Genomic DNA, 17443 nt, shown 5'->3' on the forward strand with positions numbered 1-17443 from the left:
ACGCATGGAAATCGTCATCGACGCGTTGCTGACGGGCGTGGTGCGCCCGCTGGGCGATTCCGGCCGCGGCAGCGGCATCGACAAGCATCCGGTGGCCGCGCCGCTGTGGCTCGGCGCGCACGGGCTGCGCGGCGATGAACAGGCCGACCACCGCTTCCATGGCGGCCCCGAGAAGGCGCTGCACCACTATGCGCGCGAACACTATGCGGCCTGGCTGCGCGACCTGGGCGAACGCGCCGTGCTGCGTGCGCCGGGCGCGTTTGGCGAGAATCTCTCCACCACGGGCATGACCGAACACGACGTCTGCGTCGGCGACACCTATGCCGTGGGCCAGGCCCTGATCCAGGTGTCGCAGGCGCGCCAGCCGTGCTGGAAGCTGAACCACCGTTTCGACCAGGCCGGCATGTCGGCCCGGGTGCAGGCCAGCGGCAGGACCGGCTGGTACTACCGCGTGCTGCGCGAGGGCTGGCTGGCGCCGGGCGATACGCTGTCGCTGCGTGACCGGCCCTATCCCCAATGGACGCTGGCCCGCGTCCAGGACATTCTCAACCGCCGGGTGCTGGACGTGCCCACGCTGACCGAGCTGGCCGCGCTGCCGGCGCTGTCGCCCAACTGGCGCGCGCTGTTCGAGAAGCGCGCCAGACTGGGCCAGGTCGAAGACTGGCAACGGCGCCTGCAAGGCGACGCGGCCGATCCCTCCACAGGAACCTCCACGACATGAAGATCCGCTACGCCGCGTCCCTGGCGGCCTTCGCCCTGGCGCTGTCCAGCGGCGCCGCGCAGGCCGCGGACGCCTTCGCGACCTGCCTGGCGGGCCTGCGCGCGCCCGCGGCCAGGGCCGGCGTGTCTGGCGCCACGTTCGACAGGCACACCGCCAACCTGGCGCCCGACATGGCGGTGATCGGCCTGCTCGATGCCCAGCCCGAATTCAAGACGCCGATCTGGGATTACATGGCGGCCCTGGTCGACGACGAGCGTGTCGCCGACGGCAAGGACGGCATCGCGCGCTGGCGCGCCGAGCTCGATCGCGCCGCCTCGCGCTATGGCGTGGATCCCGCCACCATAGCGGCGGTGTGGGGCGTCGAGAGCAACTACGGCCGTACCCTGGGCGGACGGCCGCTGCTGACGTCGTTGTCGACGCTGTCGTGCTTCGGCCGCCGCCAGGCGTATTTCCGCGGCGAGTTCTACGCCACGCTCAAGATCATCCAGGACGAGCATATCGATCCGGACAAGCTCAAGGGCTCGTGGGCCGGTGCCTTTGGCCAGACCCAGTTCATGCCGTCGACCTATCTGCGGCTGGCGGTGGATTTCGACGGCGACGGCCGGCGCGATCTGATCGACAGCGTGCCGGACGCGCTGGCGTCCACGGCCAATTTCCTCAAGCGCGCCGGTTGGAAGAGCGGGCTGGACTGGGGCTACGAGGTCAGGCTGCCGTCCGGCCTGAGCACCGCGGGCGCGGGGCGCAAGAACAAGCGCCCGCTGGCGTTCTGGCGCGGCCAGGGCGTGACGCGCGCCGACGGCACGCCGCTGCCGCCGGGCGATACCGCGGCCGGCCTGCTGCTGCCGGCCGGCCCCCAGGGGCCGGCTTTCCTGGTGACGCGCAACTTCGACGCGCTTTACTCGTACAACGCCGCCGAGAGCTACGCGCTGGCGATCGCGCACCTGTCCGACCGCCTGCGCGGCGGTGGGCCGCTCGCGCGGGCCTGGCCGACCGACGATCCGGGCCTGTCGCGGGCCGAGCGGCGCGAGCTGCAGCGGCTGCTGATTGCCCGTGGCTATGAACCGGGCGAACCCGATGGCATGATCGGTGAACGCACCCGCGAGGCCTTGCGCGCGGCGCAGCGAGCGCTGGGCCTGCCCGCCGACGGCCGCGCCGGCCAGAAGGCATTGCGGGCGTTGCGCGGCGCGGGCTGAGGCGGTGGGCGGTCCACGGCAAACGACAAGTTTTGCAAAGATCGGGGGGCGGTATCCGTCGGATGGCGGAATGTGCGGCGCCATGGGCCTATACTGGATTTCCGATTTTCCTGGAGTACGGCGATGAGTCTATTGGATACTTTGGCCTCGATGGCTGGCGGTGGTCAGCAGGGGGGCTCGGCCTCGTTGCTGCCGGCCTTGATCGAACAACTGAACAAATACCCGGGCGGCCTGTCGGGCCTGATCGCCAGCTTCCAGCAGGGGGGCCTGGGCGAAATCGTCGCATCGTGGATCGGCAAGGGTCAGAACCTGCCGGTCAGCGCCGACCAGCTCGGCCAGGTGCTGGATCCGGGCGTGGTCAATGAGCTGGCCGCCAAGACCGGTCAGGACACCGGTTCAGTGCTGGGTTCGCTGTCCTCGCTGCTGCCGCAGTTGATTGATAAGGCCACGCCCGAAGGCGCCGTCCAGCCGGGCCAGTCCTTCAACCCGACCGACCTGCTGGCCTCGCTGTCGGGCCTGCTCGGCAATCGCGGCTGATCCCGGCAAGGGTTCTCTTCCTGACCCGCCCACGCCTCCAATCCTCCGCGCGCCGCCGTCTGCTGCAGGCGGCGGCGCTGGGCGCCCTCATGCCGCTGGCGGCCTGTGCGCCGCCGATCTCGCTGAACGCGACGTTCCTGCAACTCTGGCTCAGCCACCTGGACCTGACGCGCGCCGAATGGCGCCGCCGCTTTGCCGCCTATCGCCAACTGGGCTGCCGCGAGCTGTTCCTGCAGTGGGTCGGCCTGGAAGGCGGCCGGCCGGATGACTGGATGGCGCCGCCATCGATGCTGGACATCATCTTCGAGGAAGCGGACCGCAACGGCCTGGGCGTGCACGTGGGCCTGCCCTATGACCAGCGCTGGTGGAACATGCTGGCCGCGTCCGACGACACGGCGCTGGCCGCCTACCTGGACCATACCCGCGACCGCGGGGTGGCCTACATGCGCGCCGCCGCCTGGCCCAAGCGCCGCAATTTCCGCGGCTGGTACGTGCCGTACGAGCTTGAGCAATACAACTGGGCCCGGCCCGAACGCCAGGCGTTGCTGGTGCCGTGGCTGGACGCTTTCACCCGCGCCTCGCTGGCCAGTTGCCATCGCATTCCGTCCATTTCGACCTACCACAGCCGGCTCGGCGGCGACGGCTCGCTGATGCAGCTATGGTCGCGGGTGCTGGACGCGGTAAGCATCCACCCCATGATCCAGGACGGCGTGGGCGTGGCGGGCCTGGCCAACTACCGGGCGCTGGAACCGCTGCACGACATGCTGCTCAAGCGCCGCGCCCCGTTCGACCTGATCATGGAGTTGTTCGAGGAACTGCCCTCGGGCAGCACGGACGGCACCACGTTCAAGGCGCGTTCAGCCGATTTCGGCCGGGTCAAGCAGCAGTGGGACGTGGCGCGCGGTTATGGCGCCAAGCGCGTCGTGGCATTCACGATGGACCCCTGGGTGATCGGCGATACGCCCGAGGCCCGCGCGCTCAGGGATGCCTGGATGGCGGCGCGCGTCTGAGCCCGCGGGTCTTCAGAGAAAGCTGCGGCCGATGATCTCCCGCATGATTTCGCTGGTGCCGCCGAAGATGCGCAGCGCGCGCGCATCGACCCAGGCGCGGCCGATGCCGTACTCGGCCATGTAGCCATAGCCGCCGTACAGTTGCAGCAGGTCGTCCAGCACCGCGCCCTGCATTTCGGTGGCGTTGAGCTTGGCGATGGCGGCGCTGGTGGCGTCGAGTTCACCCGCCATGTGGCGCGCCAGGCAATCGTCCAGGAACACCCGCAGCATGGCGCTCTGGGCGCGCGCGCTGGCCAGCTTGAAGCGCGAGTTCTGGTAGTCGAACACCCGGCGGCCGAATACCTTGCGGTTGCGGGTGTATTCGGCCGCCTCGTCCAGCATGCCCTCGAGCGAGGCGCCGGCGCGCAGTGCGATCGCCAGGCGTTCGCGCGCGAGTTCCTGCGTCAGGTATTCGAAGGCGCCATTCTCCTGGCCCAGCAGGCAATCGGCTGGCAGGCGCACGTCATCGAAGTACAGTTCGCAGGTGTCCTGGCAGTGCTGGCCGATCTTGTCCAGTGCCGCGCCCTTGGTGTAGCCGGGCAGGTTCTCCTCGATGCAGAACAGCGACAGGCCGCGCGCGCCGAGGTCGGGGTCGGTGCTGGCCAGCACGATCGCCAGACCGGCGTTGACGCCGTTGGTAATGAAGGTCTTCTGGCCGTTCAGGATGTAGTGATCGCCATCGCGGCGGGCGCGCGTGCGCACCGCCTTCAGGTCGCTGCCCGCGCCCGGTTCGGTCAGGGCGATGGCGCCGATGATTTCCCCGCGCGTCATGGCGGGCAGCCAGCGCTCTTTCTGCGCGGAGGTGCCGAAGGCGTCCAGGTATGGGGCAACCATGTCGGAATGGATCGAGAAGCCGATGCCCAGGAAATTGGCGCGCGCCAGTTCCTCGATCACCACCGCGGCATGGCCGAAGTCGCCGCCGAGCCCGTAGGGTTCGGGCAGCGCGCAGTTGAGCAGGCCTTCTTCGCCGGCGCGGCGCCACAATGCGCGCGGCACGAGTCCGGCCTTTTCCCAGCCGGCGTAGTGCGGTGCGATCTCTTCGGCGACGAAGCGCCGCACCTGATCGCGAAAGAGTTCGTGGTCGTCCCGGAACACGCGGCGCATGCGGCCTCCTTACTTGCTATAGGGGTCCGTGGCGCTGGCCTGGCCGCGCAGGTTGGGCGCGGTGGCGCTGCCGGTGAGGAACAGGCTGTAGTGGTCGCCGGGCTGCAGGGCCGGCAGCGCCAGCGAGGGCGACAGCACCGTGCCGCAACCGGCCGCCAGCGTGGCGCTGACCGGGTTGATGGCGCGCGCCGCCGAGGCGCCCGGCTTGACGTCCTGGAACAGCGTGGGCCCGGTGGGGCTGACTTCGAGCCTGGCGCCGGGGCAATCGGCCGCCAGGTTGTAGAAGCGCAGCTCGGCCTTGAGCGCGTCCTGCGTGCCGTTGCTGTCATCGATGGCGGAGTAGGTGACGTTGACACCGTCGCGGCGCACCACCAGGGTGGTGAAGGTGTCGGGTTTGACCTGCAGGCTGGCCGCCGGCTTGCCGTCGATCAGCAGATCGAATCGCTGGCTGCCCTTGACAATGGCGTAGGTGGTGGCCGGTTGGGTCGGGCCGATTTCCTGAGACGGACCGTTGGCGATCTGCACGCGCACGGGGCCGGTGTCGGGATTGACGACCCGCACGAATGACGAGCCCGCGGGGGGGCGGGCGGCATAGAGCTGGGCGAACACGCCCTCGGCCTGGGCGGCGGCGCCCGGCAGGGCCAATGCCAGCGCCAGGGCGGGAAAATGAATGGGACGGATCATGCTTGCGGCTCCGGTTTCTTGCTGAGGCGGGCATCGAGATACATGCGCTCGAGTTGCTTGCGGTCCGCCTTGTCGGTGCTGGTGGTCGGGAAGCGATGGCAGGCGACCAGCTCGGACGGGATCATGTAAGGGGGCAGCTTGTGGCCCAGCGCGGCTTTCCAGTTGTCGAGCGCCGCGGGCAGCGGTTGCAGGCCGGCGGGGCCGGGCGCGGCCGGCTCGACGAAGCCGATCAGCCGGATGATAGCGCCATCGGGCCGGCGCAGCGCCACGGTGGCCCCGGCGCGCGCGCCGGGCAGGGCGGCGATGGCGGCATCGATCTCGGCCAGTTCGATGCGGTAGCCGTGCAGCTTGATCTGGTCGTCGATGCGGCCGCGGAACGTCACCAGGCCGCGCGCATCGATCTCGCCCAGATCGCCGCTGCGGTAGCCGCGCTTGCCATTGCGCGTGAACATGCGCGAGGCGTTCAGGTCAGGTCGGTTGAGATAGCCGCGCATGACGTGGTCGCCGGCGATGCTGATCTCGCCGTTCTCGATGAAGACCCCCGCATAGGGCTTGGCGCGGCCGACGGGGAACGGATTGGGCGCTTCGCCGCGCAGGGCGGCATCGATCTCGACCCAGGTGGTGGAGCAAGTCGCCTCGGTGGGGCCGTACGAGTTGATGATGCGCACGGCGGGAAAGCGCCGCCACAGCTCCTCGGCCAGCGTGGGGGTGAGCGATTCGGCGCCGAATACGAACACGCGCAACAGCGGCAAGTGGGCCTGGTCGAAGTCCGGATTGAACAGTTGCTGGCGCACGAACGAAGGGGTCGAGGCCCAGACATTGATGCGGTTGTCGGCCAGATACCGCACGAAGGTATCGCGTTGCGCGATGGTTTCGCGCGGGCACAGCACGCACGCGCCGCCCAGTTCCAGTGCGCCGACCCAGTTGAAGAGCGAGAAGTCGAAGCTGAACAGCATCTGGTCCATGAACGCCGGCGCCGGGCCCAGGTTCAGGCAGTCGCGGATCCAGCCGGCGAACAGGGTCACGCTCTCGCGGCCGATCTGCACGCCCTTGGGATCGCCGGTGCTGCCAGAAGTGAACATGATGTAGGCCAGACCTTGCTCGGCCAACGGCGCGGGGCTGGCGCAGCCGGGCGCGAAGGCGCCGGCCTGTGCGTCATAACGCAGGCCGGCGCGCACCAGGTCGCCGATGCGGGCGATGCGCTCGGGCGGATTGATGACATCGACCGGCACGAACGGCACGCGCAGCCGCAGGCAGCCCAGGATCGCCACCAGAAAGGCGGCTTCCTTGTGGCCCGAGATCACCAGCGGCACGCCGGCGCTGACGCCCGCCCGCAGTGCCTGCTGTTCCCAGGCCCGGATGGCGGCCAGCAGCGCGTCCCAGGTGAGGGCGCCTTGCGCGTCGACCACCGCGATGGCGTCGGCGCCGCTGGCCGTGTCGGCGAAATCGTAGGCATTGAAATCAAAACGCATGTTGCAGCCCCCCGGGGAAACGTCAGGCGCGCGCGTGCTCCGCGATGAATTCCGCCAACGTGTGTACGGACTCCAGGTGCACGTCGATCTCGGTCGGCGGGATCTTGCAGCCGAACTGGCGCTCCACCGCCAGCGCCACGTCCACGGCGGCCAGCGAGTCCACCAGGCCTGATTCGATCAGCAGGGTATCGGAATCGACCTTGGTGAGGATGATGCCTTCGATGAGTTCGGCGACCTTGGCTTCGATGTCGTTGATGTCCATAGCGTGCTCCGAGACCGCGCCGCGGTCAGAATTGGAAATAGAGGAACCGGGTTTCCTTGTGCAGGTTCACCAGGCAGACGAACAGCAGGGCCAGCATCACCGTCAGCCAGGCCAGGTTGGGGCGCCAGCGCATCCAGGGCGTGGGCGCTTCCTGGGGCTTGAACAGCGCAGGCGAGTAGCGGCCCAGGATCTGGTGCGCGTTCGGCGCGAACCAGGCGATGCCCAGCAGCACCACAGCATAGATCAACTGCAGGTGGTGGCCGACCAGCACCCGCCAGGCATCGCCCCAGGCCAGGCCGCTGACGTGGGTGGCCAGGTCCAGCGTTTCCATGCCGCGCAGGCCGATCATGCCCTGCATCAGCAGCATGGCGTCGCCGACACCGTGCGCGCGAAAGAAGGCCTGCGCCACCAGCACCGCCACAAAGGTCAGCAGCACGCAGGCGGCGCGCTTGACCACGCCCAGATTGCGGGCGGCCGCGGGCTTGCGGCCGACCACGAAGATGCGCCAGGCGTGGTTCACCGACAGGTACATGGCATGCAACAGGCCGAACACCAGGAACTGGAAGCCGGCGCCGTGCCAGACTCCCGCCAGCGCCATCGTGAACAGCGTCGGCGTGACGATGCTGGCCAGGAAGCCGCCCACTGTGGCCACTCCCTGGGCGCCGACCGGCAGGTTGCGGTCGGTGCGCCATTTTGAAATGGCCATGGCCACCGGGTAGTACAGGTAGGCCGTCAGGTAGCGCGTCAGCGTCATGTGCCAGCGCGCCCAGAACTCGATGATGCTGCCGGCCTTGTAGGGCGAGTTGAAGTTCAGCGGAAAGCGGATGCCGAACATCTTGGCCAGGCCCAGCGCCATGTCCGAATAGCCGGAGAAGTCGAAATAGAGTTGCAACGCATAGCACAGGCTGGCGCCCCACGAGGCCCAGAACTGCAGTTCGCCCGGCGCGGCGAAGCCGGCATCCGCGTAGGGCGCGATGCCGTCCGCCAGCAGCACCTTCTTGGCCAGGCCGATCACGAACAGCATGCCGCCGACCGACAGGTTCTCGGCCTTGAAACGGTAGTTTTCCGGCTGCGCGAACTGCGGCATCATCTCTTTGTGATGCAGGATCGGGCCGGCGATCAAGTGCGGGAAGAAGGTCACGAACAGCACGTAGCTGAGCAGGCTGCGTTCCTTGACCACGCCGGCGCGGCAATCCAGCAGGTAGCCGATCTGGGTGAACGTGAAGAATGAAATGCCCAGCGGCAGGATGATCGCGTCCATGGTCGAACTGGTCATGCCCAGGTCGGTCAGGAAATTGAGCAGCGTGGCGAAGTACTTGTAGTGGAACAGCAGCGCCAGGTCGGCGCCCACGCCCAGGCCCACGATCAGTCCCTGCAGCTTTGGCCGGGCCGCCGTGTGCAGGATCAGCAGGCTGACCACGAAGTTGAAAGCGATCGACCCCGCCAGCAGCGCCACGAATTGTGGATTCCACCAGCCATAGAACACGAATGAGGTCAGGCACAGCCACAGTGCCGCCAGCCGCAGGTTGAGACGCCCCGCGCCGTAGTACACGGCCAGCGTGACGGGCAGGAATATCAGCAGGAACAGGTAGGAGTTGAATAGCATCTGGGGTCAGGGCAGTCGGGCCAGCACGGATTTCTCGTCGTCGGTCAGCGGCAGCGACAGCGCCATTTCGGAAAACTCCCAGATCACCAGCTTCAGGCTTCGGGGCCAATGGTCGCGTTGCTTTAGCGCCACCAGCAAGGCCCCGGAAAACTGGCCGCCATCCAGGCTCAAGTTCCAGACCTCGCGGCCCAGCCCCATGCCCAGCCGTTCGGCGAAGTTGCTGCGGCGGCCGTTGGAACTGCCCGCCAACATCACTTCCACCGGTGGCGTGTCGTCGAGCAGCCCGCCGCCGCGCACCGGTTCGATCTTCTGCGGCGCCGCCAGGTCCAGCTCGGGACGCCACCCGGGGCGCGCCTGTTCCAGTCCGGCCAGCACGATCAGGTCGCCCATGCGCGGTTGCGGTGCGCCCGCCGGTTCTACCCTGAAGGCCTGGCTGCCGGGGCCGCCCAACAGGGGCAAAGCGGCCTGCGCCACGCGGTCGGCGGCGGCCTGGGCGCCGGCGGCATTCATATGCACGTCGGTGCGGAAGAAACGCGGCGCCTCGGCCTGCGTCAGGGCATCGCGCAGGTCGACAAAGGGCACGCCCTGCGCGCGCAACGCCTGCTGCCAGGCGTCCAGCGTGCGTTGCATCGGCAGCGAGACCGTCTGGCCGCACAGGTGGTCGGCCTCGATACGCGACTTGTCGGGCACGGCCACCACCAGTACCTGCACCTGCCGCTGGCGCAGTTGTTCGACCCAATGGCGCATCAGGCGCAGGCGCTCATCGAAGACGTGAACCCCGGGCTGCGGCCGCAGGCCGTCACGGTAGAACAGCCATTGCGGACAGCCCATGGCGACCTGGTCGCCCAGGTCGCCTAGCAAGCGATAGCGGATCGAGGCGTTCCAGGTATTCACCGCGGCCTGCGCCGGCAGGCTCAGCGACTGGTTCAGCCTGGTGCCGGCAGAACCGTTCAGCCACGCCGCGGGCGCGATGTCGGCGGCGCGCAGCCTGGCTTGCGCCAGGCACCAGGCGCCCCAGCCCAGGCCGAGCGCCAGCAGCACGCCGATCACGATCGCGTTGCGCCGGTGGCCGGGCTCCGCCGGTGCCGTTACCGCCTTGTCCGGTTGGGCCACGGCGCTACTTTCCCACCGCCGCCTTCATGCGGCCGCGCCAGGTGTCGACGGTCATGATGGAGGCGTTGTCCCACAGGCCCTTGGCATCCGGGCCCTGCGCATAGGTGGGCTCGAACATCTGCCACACCAGCACTTGCGGTTTGTTCTGCTTGAAGGCGGGCGACTCCAGGTACTCCAGCAGCACGATCCATTGCCCGACGTTGCCGGGCTTCCAGTTCACGGAAACAGGACGGTCCAGCGCATTGGAGAGTTTCTGCGGAAAGCCGAAGTAGGGTTGCACCATGCTGTGGCCGGTCACGTGCACCGGCGCGGGCGCGTCGTCGATCAAGCTCTGGTTGTCGGCCTGGCGGCGCACGGTGAAAGTCTCGCGGCCGGCCTGCTTGCGCTGCTCGGGCGTCAGGAACAGTTCGGCCAGGTCGCCATAGCGGCGTTCATTGACTACGCTGCCCAGCGGCATGCCGCTGCCGGGCTTGCCGGCCAGCGTCTTCACGTCCTGCTTGATGCGTTCGGCCAGGGCTTCGGCGGTGGCATCGGCGGCGGCCTGGGTCCAGTGTTGGTCGGTCCGATAGAACACGTTCTGGCCGCTGTCCTTCAGGCGGCGCAGCACGGCTTCGTCATCGATGGTGGCGATGCCGGCGGCCTTGAGCTTTTCCTGGATGGTCTGGTAGCGCTTCTTGACTTCGGCGCTCAGCGCGGTACCATCCGGCAGCTTGTCCTGGTAGAACAGGGTCTTGTCGGGCAGCACCAGCACTTCCAACTGGATGCCCCTGGCCGCCAGCGCATCGCGGGCTTCGCGCACCAGTTGGGTGGCGGCGTCGATGCCGCGCGTGTCCACCTGGGTCAGGCTGCCCCAACCGGGGAACAGCCAGTTGTCCTTGCCCTGGATGACGATGGACGACGCCTGCTGCGCCTGCGTGAGGCCGGCGGCCAGCGCCAGCAGCGCGCCACACAGCGCCGAAGCGAAGCGCAGGCGGCGCGGCGGGCGGGAGATAAAAGTGGTCATGCTTGCGGACTCCTTCATGGATACGTGCGGACGCGGTTCAATACGACAGGGTCAGGTTGATGAACAACCCCTTGGCCCGGTCGGCCTGGCCGCCGCCGATGTTGAAGCGGTACTGGGTGGTCAGATCCAGGTACGAACGCGGCGCGTTGTAGTGGTCTTCGCGGAACCAGTAGCGCAGATTGAAGCCGGGGCCGGCGCCCATCGACCACGATGAGCCGTCGCCAAGCTGGCGATACGAATCCGAGCCATCGATGTCCAGACCGACCATGCGGTTCTTGTTCCAGAGCCAATCGGCACCCACCACCGCATAGGGGAAGAACACCAGGCGATCGCTGAGCGCATCCATCCGGTAGCTGCGACCCACGCGCAGTTCGCCGGCGCCGAAGGCCTGGTCGCGTTTGATCCTGCCCGAAGTCCGGTCGGTGTCGGCGCCGGTGGCGTTGTTGCGCTTCCACAGGCGCGCCGACATGTCCTGCCACGAGTAGCCCGCCTGCACGTAGCCTTCCATGGTGAACCAGTCGGGACGGTCGATGCGCAGTGTGGTGCCTTCGTACAGGCCATACGTGACATAGGCCAGCCAGCCGCCGCCGCCGGCGTCGGTCTTGTAGTAGGCGGTCTCGTTGCTGCGGTTCAGGCTGCAGCGCAGGTCCGCCGGCGCCGGGCTGAAGGTGCCCTTGCGCGTGGCGGTTCCCAGATTGAATTGGCGTTCCAGGCCGAACGTCAGGCCGACCTCGGTGGATGGCGTGAAGCGCATGCCCAGCGAGCCCACCGTGGTGGGGATGCCAGAAATTCCCTGGTTCGAGGTCTCGGCCACATTGATGGTGCCACCGCAAGGGTCCGACACGGTCTGGCCGGCGGTCTTGCCGCCCTTGTTGTAAAGCGTGTTGGACAGGCGCCCATACAGCTCGAACGTGCGGGTCGACGAATTCAGGAAGTCGGATGGCCGCCAGAAAATCTCGGCCGTGCTGAATACCGCGTCGCCCGGCACGGTGATGGCCGCGCCGCCCAGCCCGGACGATGCCGGCCGGGCCCCACGGTAGCCGGCCGAGACATAGCCGCCCCATTCGCGCGACAGCCCGGCGATGCCGCTGCGGGTGTCAAAGCGCTGCTGTGGCGTCAGTTCCAGCTTGCCGGCATCGGCCTCATCGATGGCCTGCTTCAGCTTTTCCACCGCGCCGCGCTTGTCGCCCACGCCGGACAGGGCATAGCCTTCGTCCAGGATCACGGTCGGCGGCGCCTTGCCGGTGGCGCGCGCGGCCTGGAAATCCTGCAGCGCCAGCCTGGGCTGGCCCATGCGCTGGTGCAGGTAACCGCGCTGCATCAGCAGCGCGGGGTCGTCGGGCTGGGCGGCCAGGGCTGCGCTCATGCGCTGTTCGGCTTCGGCCAATTGCGCAGCGTTGCCCGCGGCCAGCGCGGTGGTCAGCAGGCGCTGAAACTCTTTGTTGGCCGGATCCTGTTCGGCCGCCTTGCGCGCCAGGGCGATCGCTTCCTGGTAGTCCTCGCGGGCATAGGCGGCATAGGCCTGGGCGGCCGGACCGCCGCTGCCGGCGGCATCCGAGGGCAGCAATTCGCACGATGTGCCGTAAGGCGTGTCGCGGCAGTCCTGCAAGGGCGCGGGGTAGTTGGCCAGCGTCAGCGTGGCCGGCACGGTGGGGGCCGAGCGGGCCCGCTTGAGGCGGGCCGTGGCGGCTTCGTCTTTGTTGCCGAGCGGCGCCAGCAGAGCCAGCGCGCGCTGGGTCTCGCCGCCGACCAGCGCGGCATCGGCCGCGATCAGGCGCACGTTGCGGCGCTGGTCGTCATCCAGCCAGTCCTGCTTGAGCGCGGCGTCGAAGTCGGCGTTGGCCTGCTCCGTCTTGCCCTGGCGCTGGCGCAGGTAGGCGCGCATCACCAGCGCGACCGTGTTTTCGTCGTCCTGCCTGAGCGCGTCGGTGGCGGCATCCTCGGCCGCCGCCAACTGGTTGTCCAGCATCAGGGCGGTCATCAGCAGCAGCCGATGGCTGGCGGTGTCGGGCGCCAGTGCCACGGCCTGACGCGCCAACGGCACCGCGTCGCCGGGGCGGTTGGCGATGAGCGCCTGATAGCCCTGTTCGGCGGGCTTGATCGCCATGCGGCGCTTCATGGTGGTGCGGCGCGCGGTCAGGTCGTTCTTGTTGGGGGCGCCCAGCGCGATGGCCTTGGCGGCGGCTGTCTCGGCCTCGGCATACTTGCCCTGGGCTTGCAGCGCGTCCAGCCATAGCATGGCCCAGGCCCCCTGCTCGGGATCGATGCGGAAGGCTTGTTCGGCGCCGCGCTGCGCGGCCGGATAGTCGCCACGGTTGTAGTCGGCGTAGGCGCGCGTAGCGATCGGAAAGCCGCGGCGGTAGGCCGCGGTGGTGGCGGGTGCGCCGCCCGTGGCCGGCTGCGCGCCGCGCGGCCGCAGGTTGGCGCGCGCCTGGCGCAGGGCCGGGGTGTCCAGGCCGCTCTTGATGGCGTCCGCCGCGGCCTGTTCGGCTTCGCGCAGCTTGCCCTGCTTCTGCAGCGCGTAGATCAGCAGCAGACGCAGGCGTTCGACGTCCGGGCGCAAGGCGATGGCGGATTCGGCTTGGCGCTGCGCCTGCGCATAGTCGCCCGCATCGTAGCGCTTGTAGCCTTCGTTGGCGAATTGGTATGCGGCGCCTTCCAGCGGCGCCTCGGCGGCGGGCGGCGCGGCTTGGGCGGTGGCGGGCCCGGCGTGGCCGGCGCAGGCCAGCGCGGCGGACAGCAGGAACGAACGGGTCAGTGGCTTCATGGGGGCGCGGGTTTGTCTTCGGAATGCGCGGGCGCGGTGTCCGCCGCCTGGCCGCTCCGCTGGAAATGGATGGCTTCCTGCAGCGTGCCCTTATCGAGCCAGCCTTGCTCCATCAGGATCTCGCCCAGCGGCCGCTTGTCGCGCGATTGGATCTCCAGCGCGCGCGCCAGTTTGTCCTCATCGATCGCCTGCCAGGACAGGAGCAATTCTCCCAGGCGCTGGCGTTGCTGCGCCAGTTGATCGGTGGACGGGAAGTCGTGCATGGTCTTGTCCCAGACCAGCCGCTTGCCGGTGATCAGGTGGCCGATGAACAGCTTCCAGGCGCGCGCCGCGGCCATGGCATTGATGAAATTGCCGACGATCATGCGCGGAATCGACAGCAGCGCGTGTTCCCAGCCGTACATGCGGCCAACGAAGTAACTGCGCTGGACCACTCGCAGCAGCAGGGCCACCGCGTTGATCCACATCAGTGTCACCAGCCAGCCGCCGGGACGGAAGTACGACGGGTAGTACACGGTCCACCAGCCGAACAGGTCGGCCAGGTAGAACAGGAAGAAATTGGCCAGCAGCAGGTATGCCAGGATGGCGATGAACGATGTCACCAGGCCCTTGCGGTCGCGGAACAGCAGGTACTTGGTGGCCAGCGAGCCGGCCCAGCCGACCTGTTGCCAGCCCTGCAGCCCGATGCCCAGCGTCCAGCGCGCCTTCTGCCGGTAGGCGGTGCGGAAGGTGTTGGGGAAGTACTCCCGCACCCCCAGCGGCATATGGATGCTGGATACCTTTTCCTTGCCCAAGCCGAACCAGGCGCGGCGCCGGGTCACGTATTCGACGCCGAACTTGCCGAAGATCTGCCGCATGCCGCGCTGCGCCAGCCGCGCGCCGATGTCGTAGTCCTCGGTCAGCGTGTCGGTGTTGAAGGGCTGGTTGTTGGTCTCGGCGGCCAATTCGACCAGCGCACGCCGCGAAAAACAAGTGCCGACCCCGGCCGAGGGCACCATCTTCGACATGCTCTCGCGCACCACCAGATCCTTGGTGTGCCATTCGGCGAATTCGTCCATGTAGGTGCCGGCCACCAATTCGTACCAGTGGCGTTCCAGCGACGTCACCGGCAGTTGGATGAAGTCGATGCGCGGCAGCAGGTAGTTGTAGTACTTCAGCTCCAGCGGGTGCAACACGTCTTCGCTGTCGTGCAGGACGACGCCGGCGAACGGCACCGGCTGCTTGGCGTCCTGGGCGAAGATGGCCTGCACGATCCAGTTCAGGCAGTCGGCCTTGCAGGTCGGGCCATCGTGCGGCACCTCCACCCGGACGAGCTGGCGGTAGCGCCGCCGCATGCGTTCGACCTCCTTGATGGTGCGCTCGTCGTTCTGGTAAGTGCCCACGAAGATCATGTAGTTCTTGTATTCGAGCGTCGATACCATCATCTCGAGCATCGAGGCGATGACGTCGTACTCGAGCCAGGCGGGCACCATGATCGCCAGCGGTTGTTCTTCCTTCGCGCGCAGTTGCGATGCCGCCAGGGGCGTATAGCGGCGCTTGATCGTCAACGAACGCCGCAATTCGCGCACCCAGTACCAGGCGTCGATGAACAGGTCATCCAGGCTCGAAAGCAGGATAATCACGCCGACGACGGCGGTCACGATCTCAAGGCCGCGGTAATAGTCGGCGATGAGATAGGGCCAGTAAAGCGAGGACATGGGCGGGCGCGGCCAGGTTTACTTGCTGTCCTGCTTCTTCCTGCGGCTGGCGCGTGTGGCCAGGATCAGGATCAGGATCAGCACCAGCAGGCCCACGCTGACCGCGGGCACGCTCCACGAGATGTAGCGGCGCCACTCGAAGAACGCACTTTCTCCAGCGCCGGGCGGATGGCTGGCGTCGGGATTGGCGCTCTCGATCCAGGCCACCGGGCCGGCGGCGCCGATCAGCGCGACGTTGCCGCGGTTCAGCACGAATGGCGCGTCCAGCATGCCGGCTTGCCGTCCCAGGGTGTGCCATAGCACGCCGTCCTGGCCGCTGGCGCTGACCACCTCGGCGGAGCTCAGGTGCTCCAGCCCGGAGATGTCCAGCCACGTCGCATTCCTGCCATCGATCCGCAATTGTTTGCGGTCGGTGACGGTCACCATCGGCTTGGCGCCTTCCACTGGCACCTCCATGGCCAGGAACGGACGGGTTGGCTTGACCGCCTGGCCAGCGGGCATCACCGAGAGTTCGGCCCGGGCGGTCGAGATGCCGCTGGCCGAGGCGATGCCGATCAGGCGCTTGAGATTGTCGGGCGCGTTCGCCAGGTAGCTGTCGGGCACGATCACCTGCGGGGAGCCGGCAAGCAGGGGTAGCAGGCCGACGAAAGTACCGTCCGGCTCGGCCTTTTCCGGTTTCACGTAACTGGTCGGCAGCACGTTCACCGGATAACCCTGTGGAATCTCGTTGCAGTCGACCGAGACTGGCTGGCGCTGGAAGGTGACGCGCACCGCGTTGGTGACCCCGAGCACATAGCCGGGCACGCGCGCGGTCAGGCGTTCGGGGCGGCCGTCGGCCTCCAATTGCTTGGCGGCCAGCAGGATGCCGTTCCAGAAGACCGAAGCCACCGGCCGCGTCGACGATGCGCCGGGCGCGGCCGACACGTCCATGACCAGCTCACCGGGCATGCGCCCATCGGCCGAGACCGCGGCCAGCGGGAACGTGGTGGTCCAATCGCCGCTGGCGACCACGTTGAAGCTGTTCGGCGAGCCGCCCAGCGCCGTCAGGCGCAGGCCGCCGTCCTGGAAGGTCTGCGGCGGCATCGCGGTCTTGACCTGCACCTGGCGCGTCACCAGGATGCGGCGCCAGGCGCTGTCGAACGCGCCCGCGCCCTGCGCGCCGGCGTCGGCCGCCAGCGCGATCACGGCCTGGCGGCCCATCGCGGCCAGCCGGATTTCCTTGGGCTGCAGGTCGGCGGCGGCCAGCGGCACGCGCCGTTCGCGCCAGGACTGGAAGGCCGAGGCGGCGTCGGCATCGCCGGCCAGTTGGGCCTGCAGTGCGTCCAGCGCTTGGTTCAATTTGGCGCGCAAGGCGGCGTCGGCGATCACCACGTCACCGGCGACGGCGGGCGCGCCCATCACCAGCAGCGCGCCGATCTCGGCAGCGTTGGCGATCCTGTGCTTGCCGTTGTCGGCCAGCGACGCGAACGCGGGGATCTGCGCCAATCCCTTCGGGGCCTGCAGGCCGCGCGTGTCGATCTCGTCGCCCACCGACGGGAAGGCGCGGACCGCCACGCGCTTGCCGGCGCGCTCCAGCGCCACTCCGACGCGCCACGCGCTGTCGAAGGCCTGCTGGTTCAACTTGTCGCCGCCGACGATCAAGGTCGGCTTGCCCGGCAGCGTGCCCCAGGCATCGTCCAGATTACCGATGGCCGAAGCATCGTAACGATAGGTCAGGCGCGTTTGCGGCGAGATGGTCAGCGCGTTCGCGGTGGCCCGGTTGCTTTCGCAGTGGCGCAGCGCGATTTCCGATTGCCAGTCCACGCCCACCCGCAGGAAGCCGGTTTCGCGGCCACGCGGATCGACCGTGTAGCCCCGCGCGATGCTGCCATCGCCATCGGCGATGCGTTGCGCGTTCAGCGGCACGCCATCGGCCCACAGCACCAGGCTGGTGCGGCCCGGCTCGCCCTTGGTGTACTTGGCATCGAAGTTCAAGGTGGCGTCGGCTATCGGCACGCCGCGCGGCACCGGCACGTAGAACTCGTGGCGTGAATCGCTGTTGCTCAGGACAATCGGCTCGGTGATTCCCAGATCCGCCAGCGTGGTGTTACGCGTGACCCAGTCATCGCCTTGCAGTTGCCGCAGCGCATCGCCGGCCGGGCTGGCCATGGCGCCCAGTGGCAACAGCAGGCCAGCGGCCATGAGCGCACGGCAAAGCACCTGCGCGGCGGGTAGGGACGTGGGTTTGGGCATGGG

The 17443-nt window shown here is 68.2% G+C and carries 14 protein-coding genes; 4 read left to right on the forward strand and 10 right to left on the reverse strand.

Features of this window, described 5'->3' with window-relative positions:
- Nucleotides 1–4 precede the first annotated feature (4 nt).
- The 4 genes from AC6LKG_RS17470 (at nucleotide 5) to AC6LKG_RS17485 (ending at nucleotide 3461) form a co-directional block, all read left to right on the forward strand.
- Nucleotides 5–721 (forward strand): MOSC domain-containing protein, encoded by a 717-nt coding sequence (locus AC6LKG_RS17470; RefSeq protein WP_498166270.1) that lies wholly within the window; start codon nucleotides 5–7, stop codon nucleotides 719–721.
- On the forward strand, nucleotides 718–1914 hold the full coding sequence (locus AC6LKG_RS17475) for a lytic murein transglycosylase (RefSeq protein WP_498166271.1): 1197 nt from the start codon (nucleotides 718–720) through the stop codon (nucleotides 1912–1914). Before AC6LKG_RS17470 ends, AC6LKG_RS17475 begins: the two co-directional genes overlap by 4 nt.
- A 123-nt stretch (nucleotides 1915–2037) precedes the next feature.
- The gene (locus AC6LKG_RS17480) at nucleotides 2038–2451 is read left to right on the forward strand and encodes a YidB family protein (RefSeq protein WP_498166272.1); all 414 of its coding nucleotides are present in this window, start codon (nucleotides 2038–2040) and stop codon (nucleotides 2449–2451) included.
- Nucleotides 2452–2540: 89 nt separating this feature from the next.
- Nucleotides 2541–3461 (forward strand): DUF4434 domain-containing protein, encoded by a 921-nt coding sequence (locus AC6LKG_RS17485; RefSeq protein ID WP_498166274.1) that lies wholly within the window; start codon nucleotides 2541–2543, stop codon nucleotides 3459–3461.
- Nucleotides 3462–3473: 12 nt separating this feature from the next.
- Here the strand turns inward: AC6LKG_RS17485 and AC6LKG_RS17490 are convergent, their stop codons facing one another.
- From AC6LKG_RS17490 to AC6LKG_RS17535, 10 genes are read right to left on the reverse strand one after another with little or no spacing between them, the layout of a single operon-like run.
- The gene (locus AC6LKG_RS17490; protein ID WP_498166276.1) at nucleotides 3474–4604 is read right to left on the reverse strand and encodes an acyl-CoA dehydrogenase family protein; all 1131 of its coding nucleotides are present in this window, start codon (nucleotides 4602–4604) and stop codon (nucleotides 3474–3476) included.
- A 9-nt stretch (nucleotides 4605–4613) separates the two neighbouring features.
- On the reverse strand, nucleotides 4614–5288 hold the full coding sequence (locus AC6LKG_RS17495) for an alginate O-acetyltransferase AlgF (protein WP_498166277.1): 675 nt from the start codon (nucleotides 5286–5288) through the stop codon (nucleotides 4614–4616).
- Nucleotides 5285–6760 (reverse strand): AMP-binding protein, encoded by a 1476-nt coding sequence (locus AC6LKG_RS17500; RefSeq protein WP_498166279.1) that lies wholly within the window; start codon nucleotides 6758–6760, stop codon nucleotides 5285–5287. The genes AC6LKG_RS17495 and AC6LKG_RS17500 overlap by 4 nt, the downstream gene beginning before the upstream one ends.
- Before the next feature lie 22 nt (nucleotides 6761–6782).
- The gene (locus tag AC6LKG_RS17505; RefSeq protein ID WP_498166280.1) at nucleotides 6783–7022 is read right to left on the reverse strand and encodes an acyl carrier protein; all 240 of its coding nucleotides are present in this window, start codon (nucleotides 7020–7022) and stop codon (nucleotides 6783–6785) included.
- Between the two features lie 25 nt (nucleotides 7023–7047).
- Nucleotides 7048–8628, reverse strand: a complete 1581-nt coding sequence (locus AC6LKG_RS17510; RefSeq protein ID WP_498166281.1) for an MBOAT family O-acyltransferase — start codon at nucleotides 8626–8628, stop codon at nucleotides 7048–7050.
- Between the two features lie 6 nt (nucleotides 8629–8634).
- On the reverse strand, nucleotides 8635–9741 hold the full coding sequence (locus AC6LKG_RS17515) for an alginate O-acetyltransferase AlgX-related protein (RefSeq protein ID WP_498166282.1): 1107 nt from the start codon (nucleotides 9739–9741) through the stop codon (nucleotides 8635–8637).
- Between the two features lie 4 nt (nucleotides 9742–9745).
- Nucleotides 9746–10744, reverse strand: a complete 999-nt coding sequence (locus tag AC6LKG_RS17520; RefSeq protein WP_498166283.1) for an alginate O-acetyltransferase AlgX-related protein — start codon at nucleotides 10742–10744, stop codon at nucleotides 9746–9748.
- 37 nt (nucleotides 10745–10781) lie between these two features.
- Nucleotides 10782–13511: an NfrA family protein gene (locus AC6LKG_RS17525; RefSeq protein ID WP_498166284.1), complete on the reverse strand. Its 2730-nt coding sequence runs from the start codon at nucleotides 13509–13511 to the stop codon at nucleotides 10782–10784.
- Nucleotides 13508–15208, reverse strand: coding sequence for a glycosyl transferase family protein (locus tag AC6LKG_RS17530; protein WP_498166286.1), 1701 nt, complete (start codon nucleotides 15206–15208; stop codon nucleotides 13508–13510). The genes AC6LKG_RS17525 and AC6LKG_RS17530 overlap by 4 nt, the downstream gene beginning before the upstream one ends.
- 18 nt (nucleotides 15209–15226) lie before the next feature.
- Nucleotides 15227–17440, reverse strand: a complete 2214-nt coding sequence (locus tag AC6LKG_RS17535; RefSeq protein WP_498166287.1) for a hypothetical protein — start codon at nucleotides 17438–17440, stop codon at nucleotides 15227–15229.
- Nucleotides 17441–17443 lie beyond the last annotated feature (3 nt).

The organism is Achromobacter sp. 46006 (genome assembly GCF_059761975.1).

What these genes read in the sequence shown, in the direction of transcription:
- AC6LKG_RS17495 (WP_498166277.1), bottom strand. Translation starts at nt 5,288, where the DNA reads ATGATCCGTCCCATTCATTTTCCCGCCCTGGCGCTGGCATTGGCCCTG.
- AC6LKG_RS17535 (WP_498166287.1), bottom strand. Translation starts at nt 17,440, where the DNA reads ATGCCCAAACCCACGTCCCTACCCGCCGCGCAGGTGCTTTGCCGTGCG.
- AC6LKG_RS17510 (WP_498166281.1), bottom strand. Translation starts at nt 8,628, where the DNA reads ATGCTATTCAACTCCTACCTGTTCCTGCTGATATTCCTGCCCGTCACG.
- AC6LKG_RS17475 (WP_498166271.1), top strand. Translation starts at nt 718, where the DNA reads ATGAAGATCCGCTACGCCGCGTCCCTGGCGGCCTTCGCCCTGGCGCTG.
- AC6LKG_RS17490 (WP_498166276.1), bottom strand. Translation starts at nt 4,604, where the DNA reads ATGCGCCGCGTGTTCCGGGACGACCACGAACTCTTTCGCGATCAGGTG.
- AC6LKG_RS17525 (WP_498166284.1), bottom strand. Translation starts at nt 13,511, where the DNA reads ATGAAGCCACTGACCCGTTCGTTCCTGCTGTCCGCCGCGCTGGCCTGC.
- AC6LKG_RS17485 (WP_498166274.1), top strand. Translation starts at nt 2,541, where the DNA reads ATGCCGCTGGCGGCCTGTGCGCCGCCGATCTCGCTGAACGCGACGTTC.
- AC6LKG_RS17480 (WP_498166272.1), top strand. Translation starts at nt 2,038, where the DNA reads ATGAGTCTATTGGATACTTTGGCCTCGATGGCTGGCGGTGGTCAGCAG.
- AC6LKG_RS17500 (WP_498166279.1), bottom strand. Translation starts at nt 6,760, where the DNA reads ATGCGTTTTGATTTCAATGCCTACGATTTCGCCGACACGGCCAGCGGC.
- AC6LKG_RS17505 (WP_498166280.1), bottom strand. Translation starts at nt 7,022, where the DNA reads ATGGACATCAACGACATCGAAGCCAAGGTCGCCGAACTCATCGAAGGC.
- AC6LKG_RS17520 (WP_498166283.1), bottom strand. Translation starts at nt 10,744, where the DNA reads ATGACCACTTTTATCTCCCGCCCGCCGCGCCGCCTGCGCTTCGCTTCG.
- AC6LKG_RS17470 (WP_498166270.1), top strand. Translation starts at nt 5, where the DNA reads ATGGAAATCGTCATCGACGCGTTGCTGACGGGCGTGGTGCGCCCGCTG.
- AC6LKG_RS17530 (WP_498166286.1), bottom strand. Translation starts at nt 15,208, where the DNA reads ATGTCCTCGCTTTACTGGCCCTATCTCATCGCCGACTATTACCGCGGC.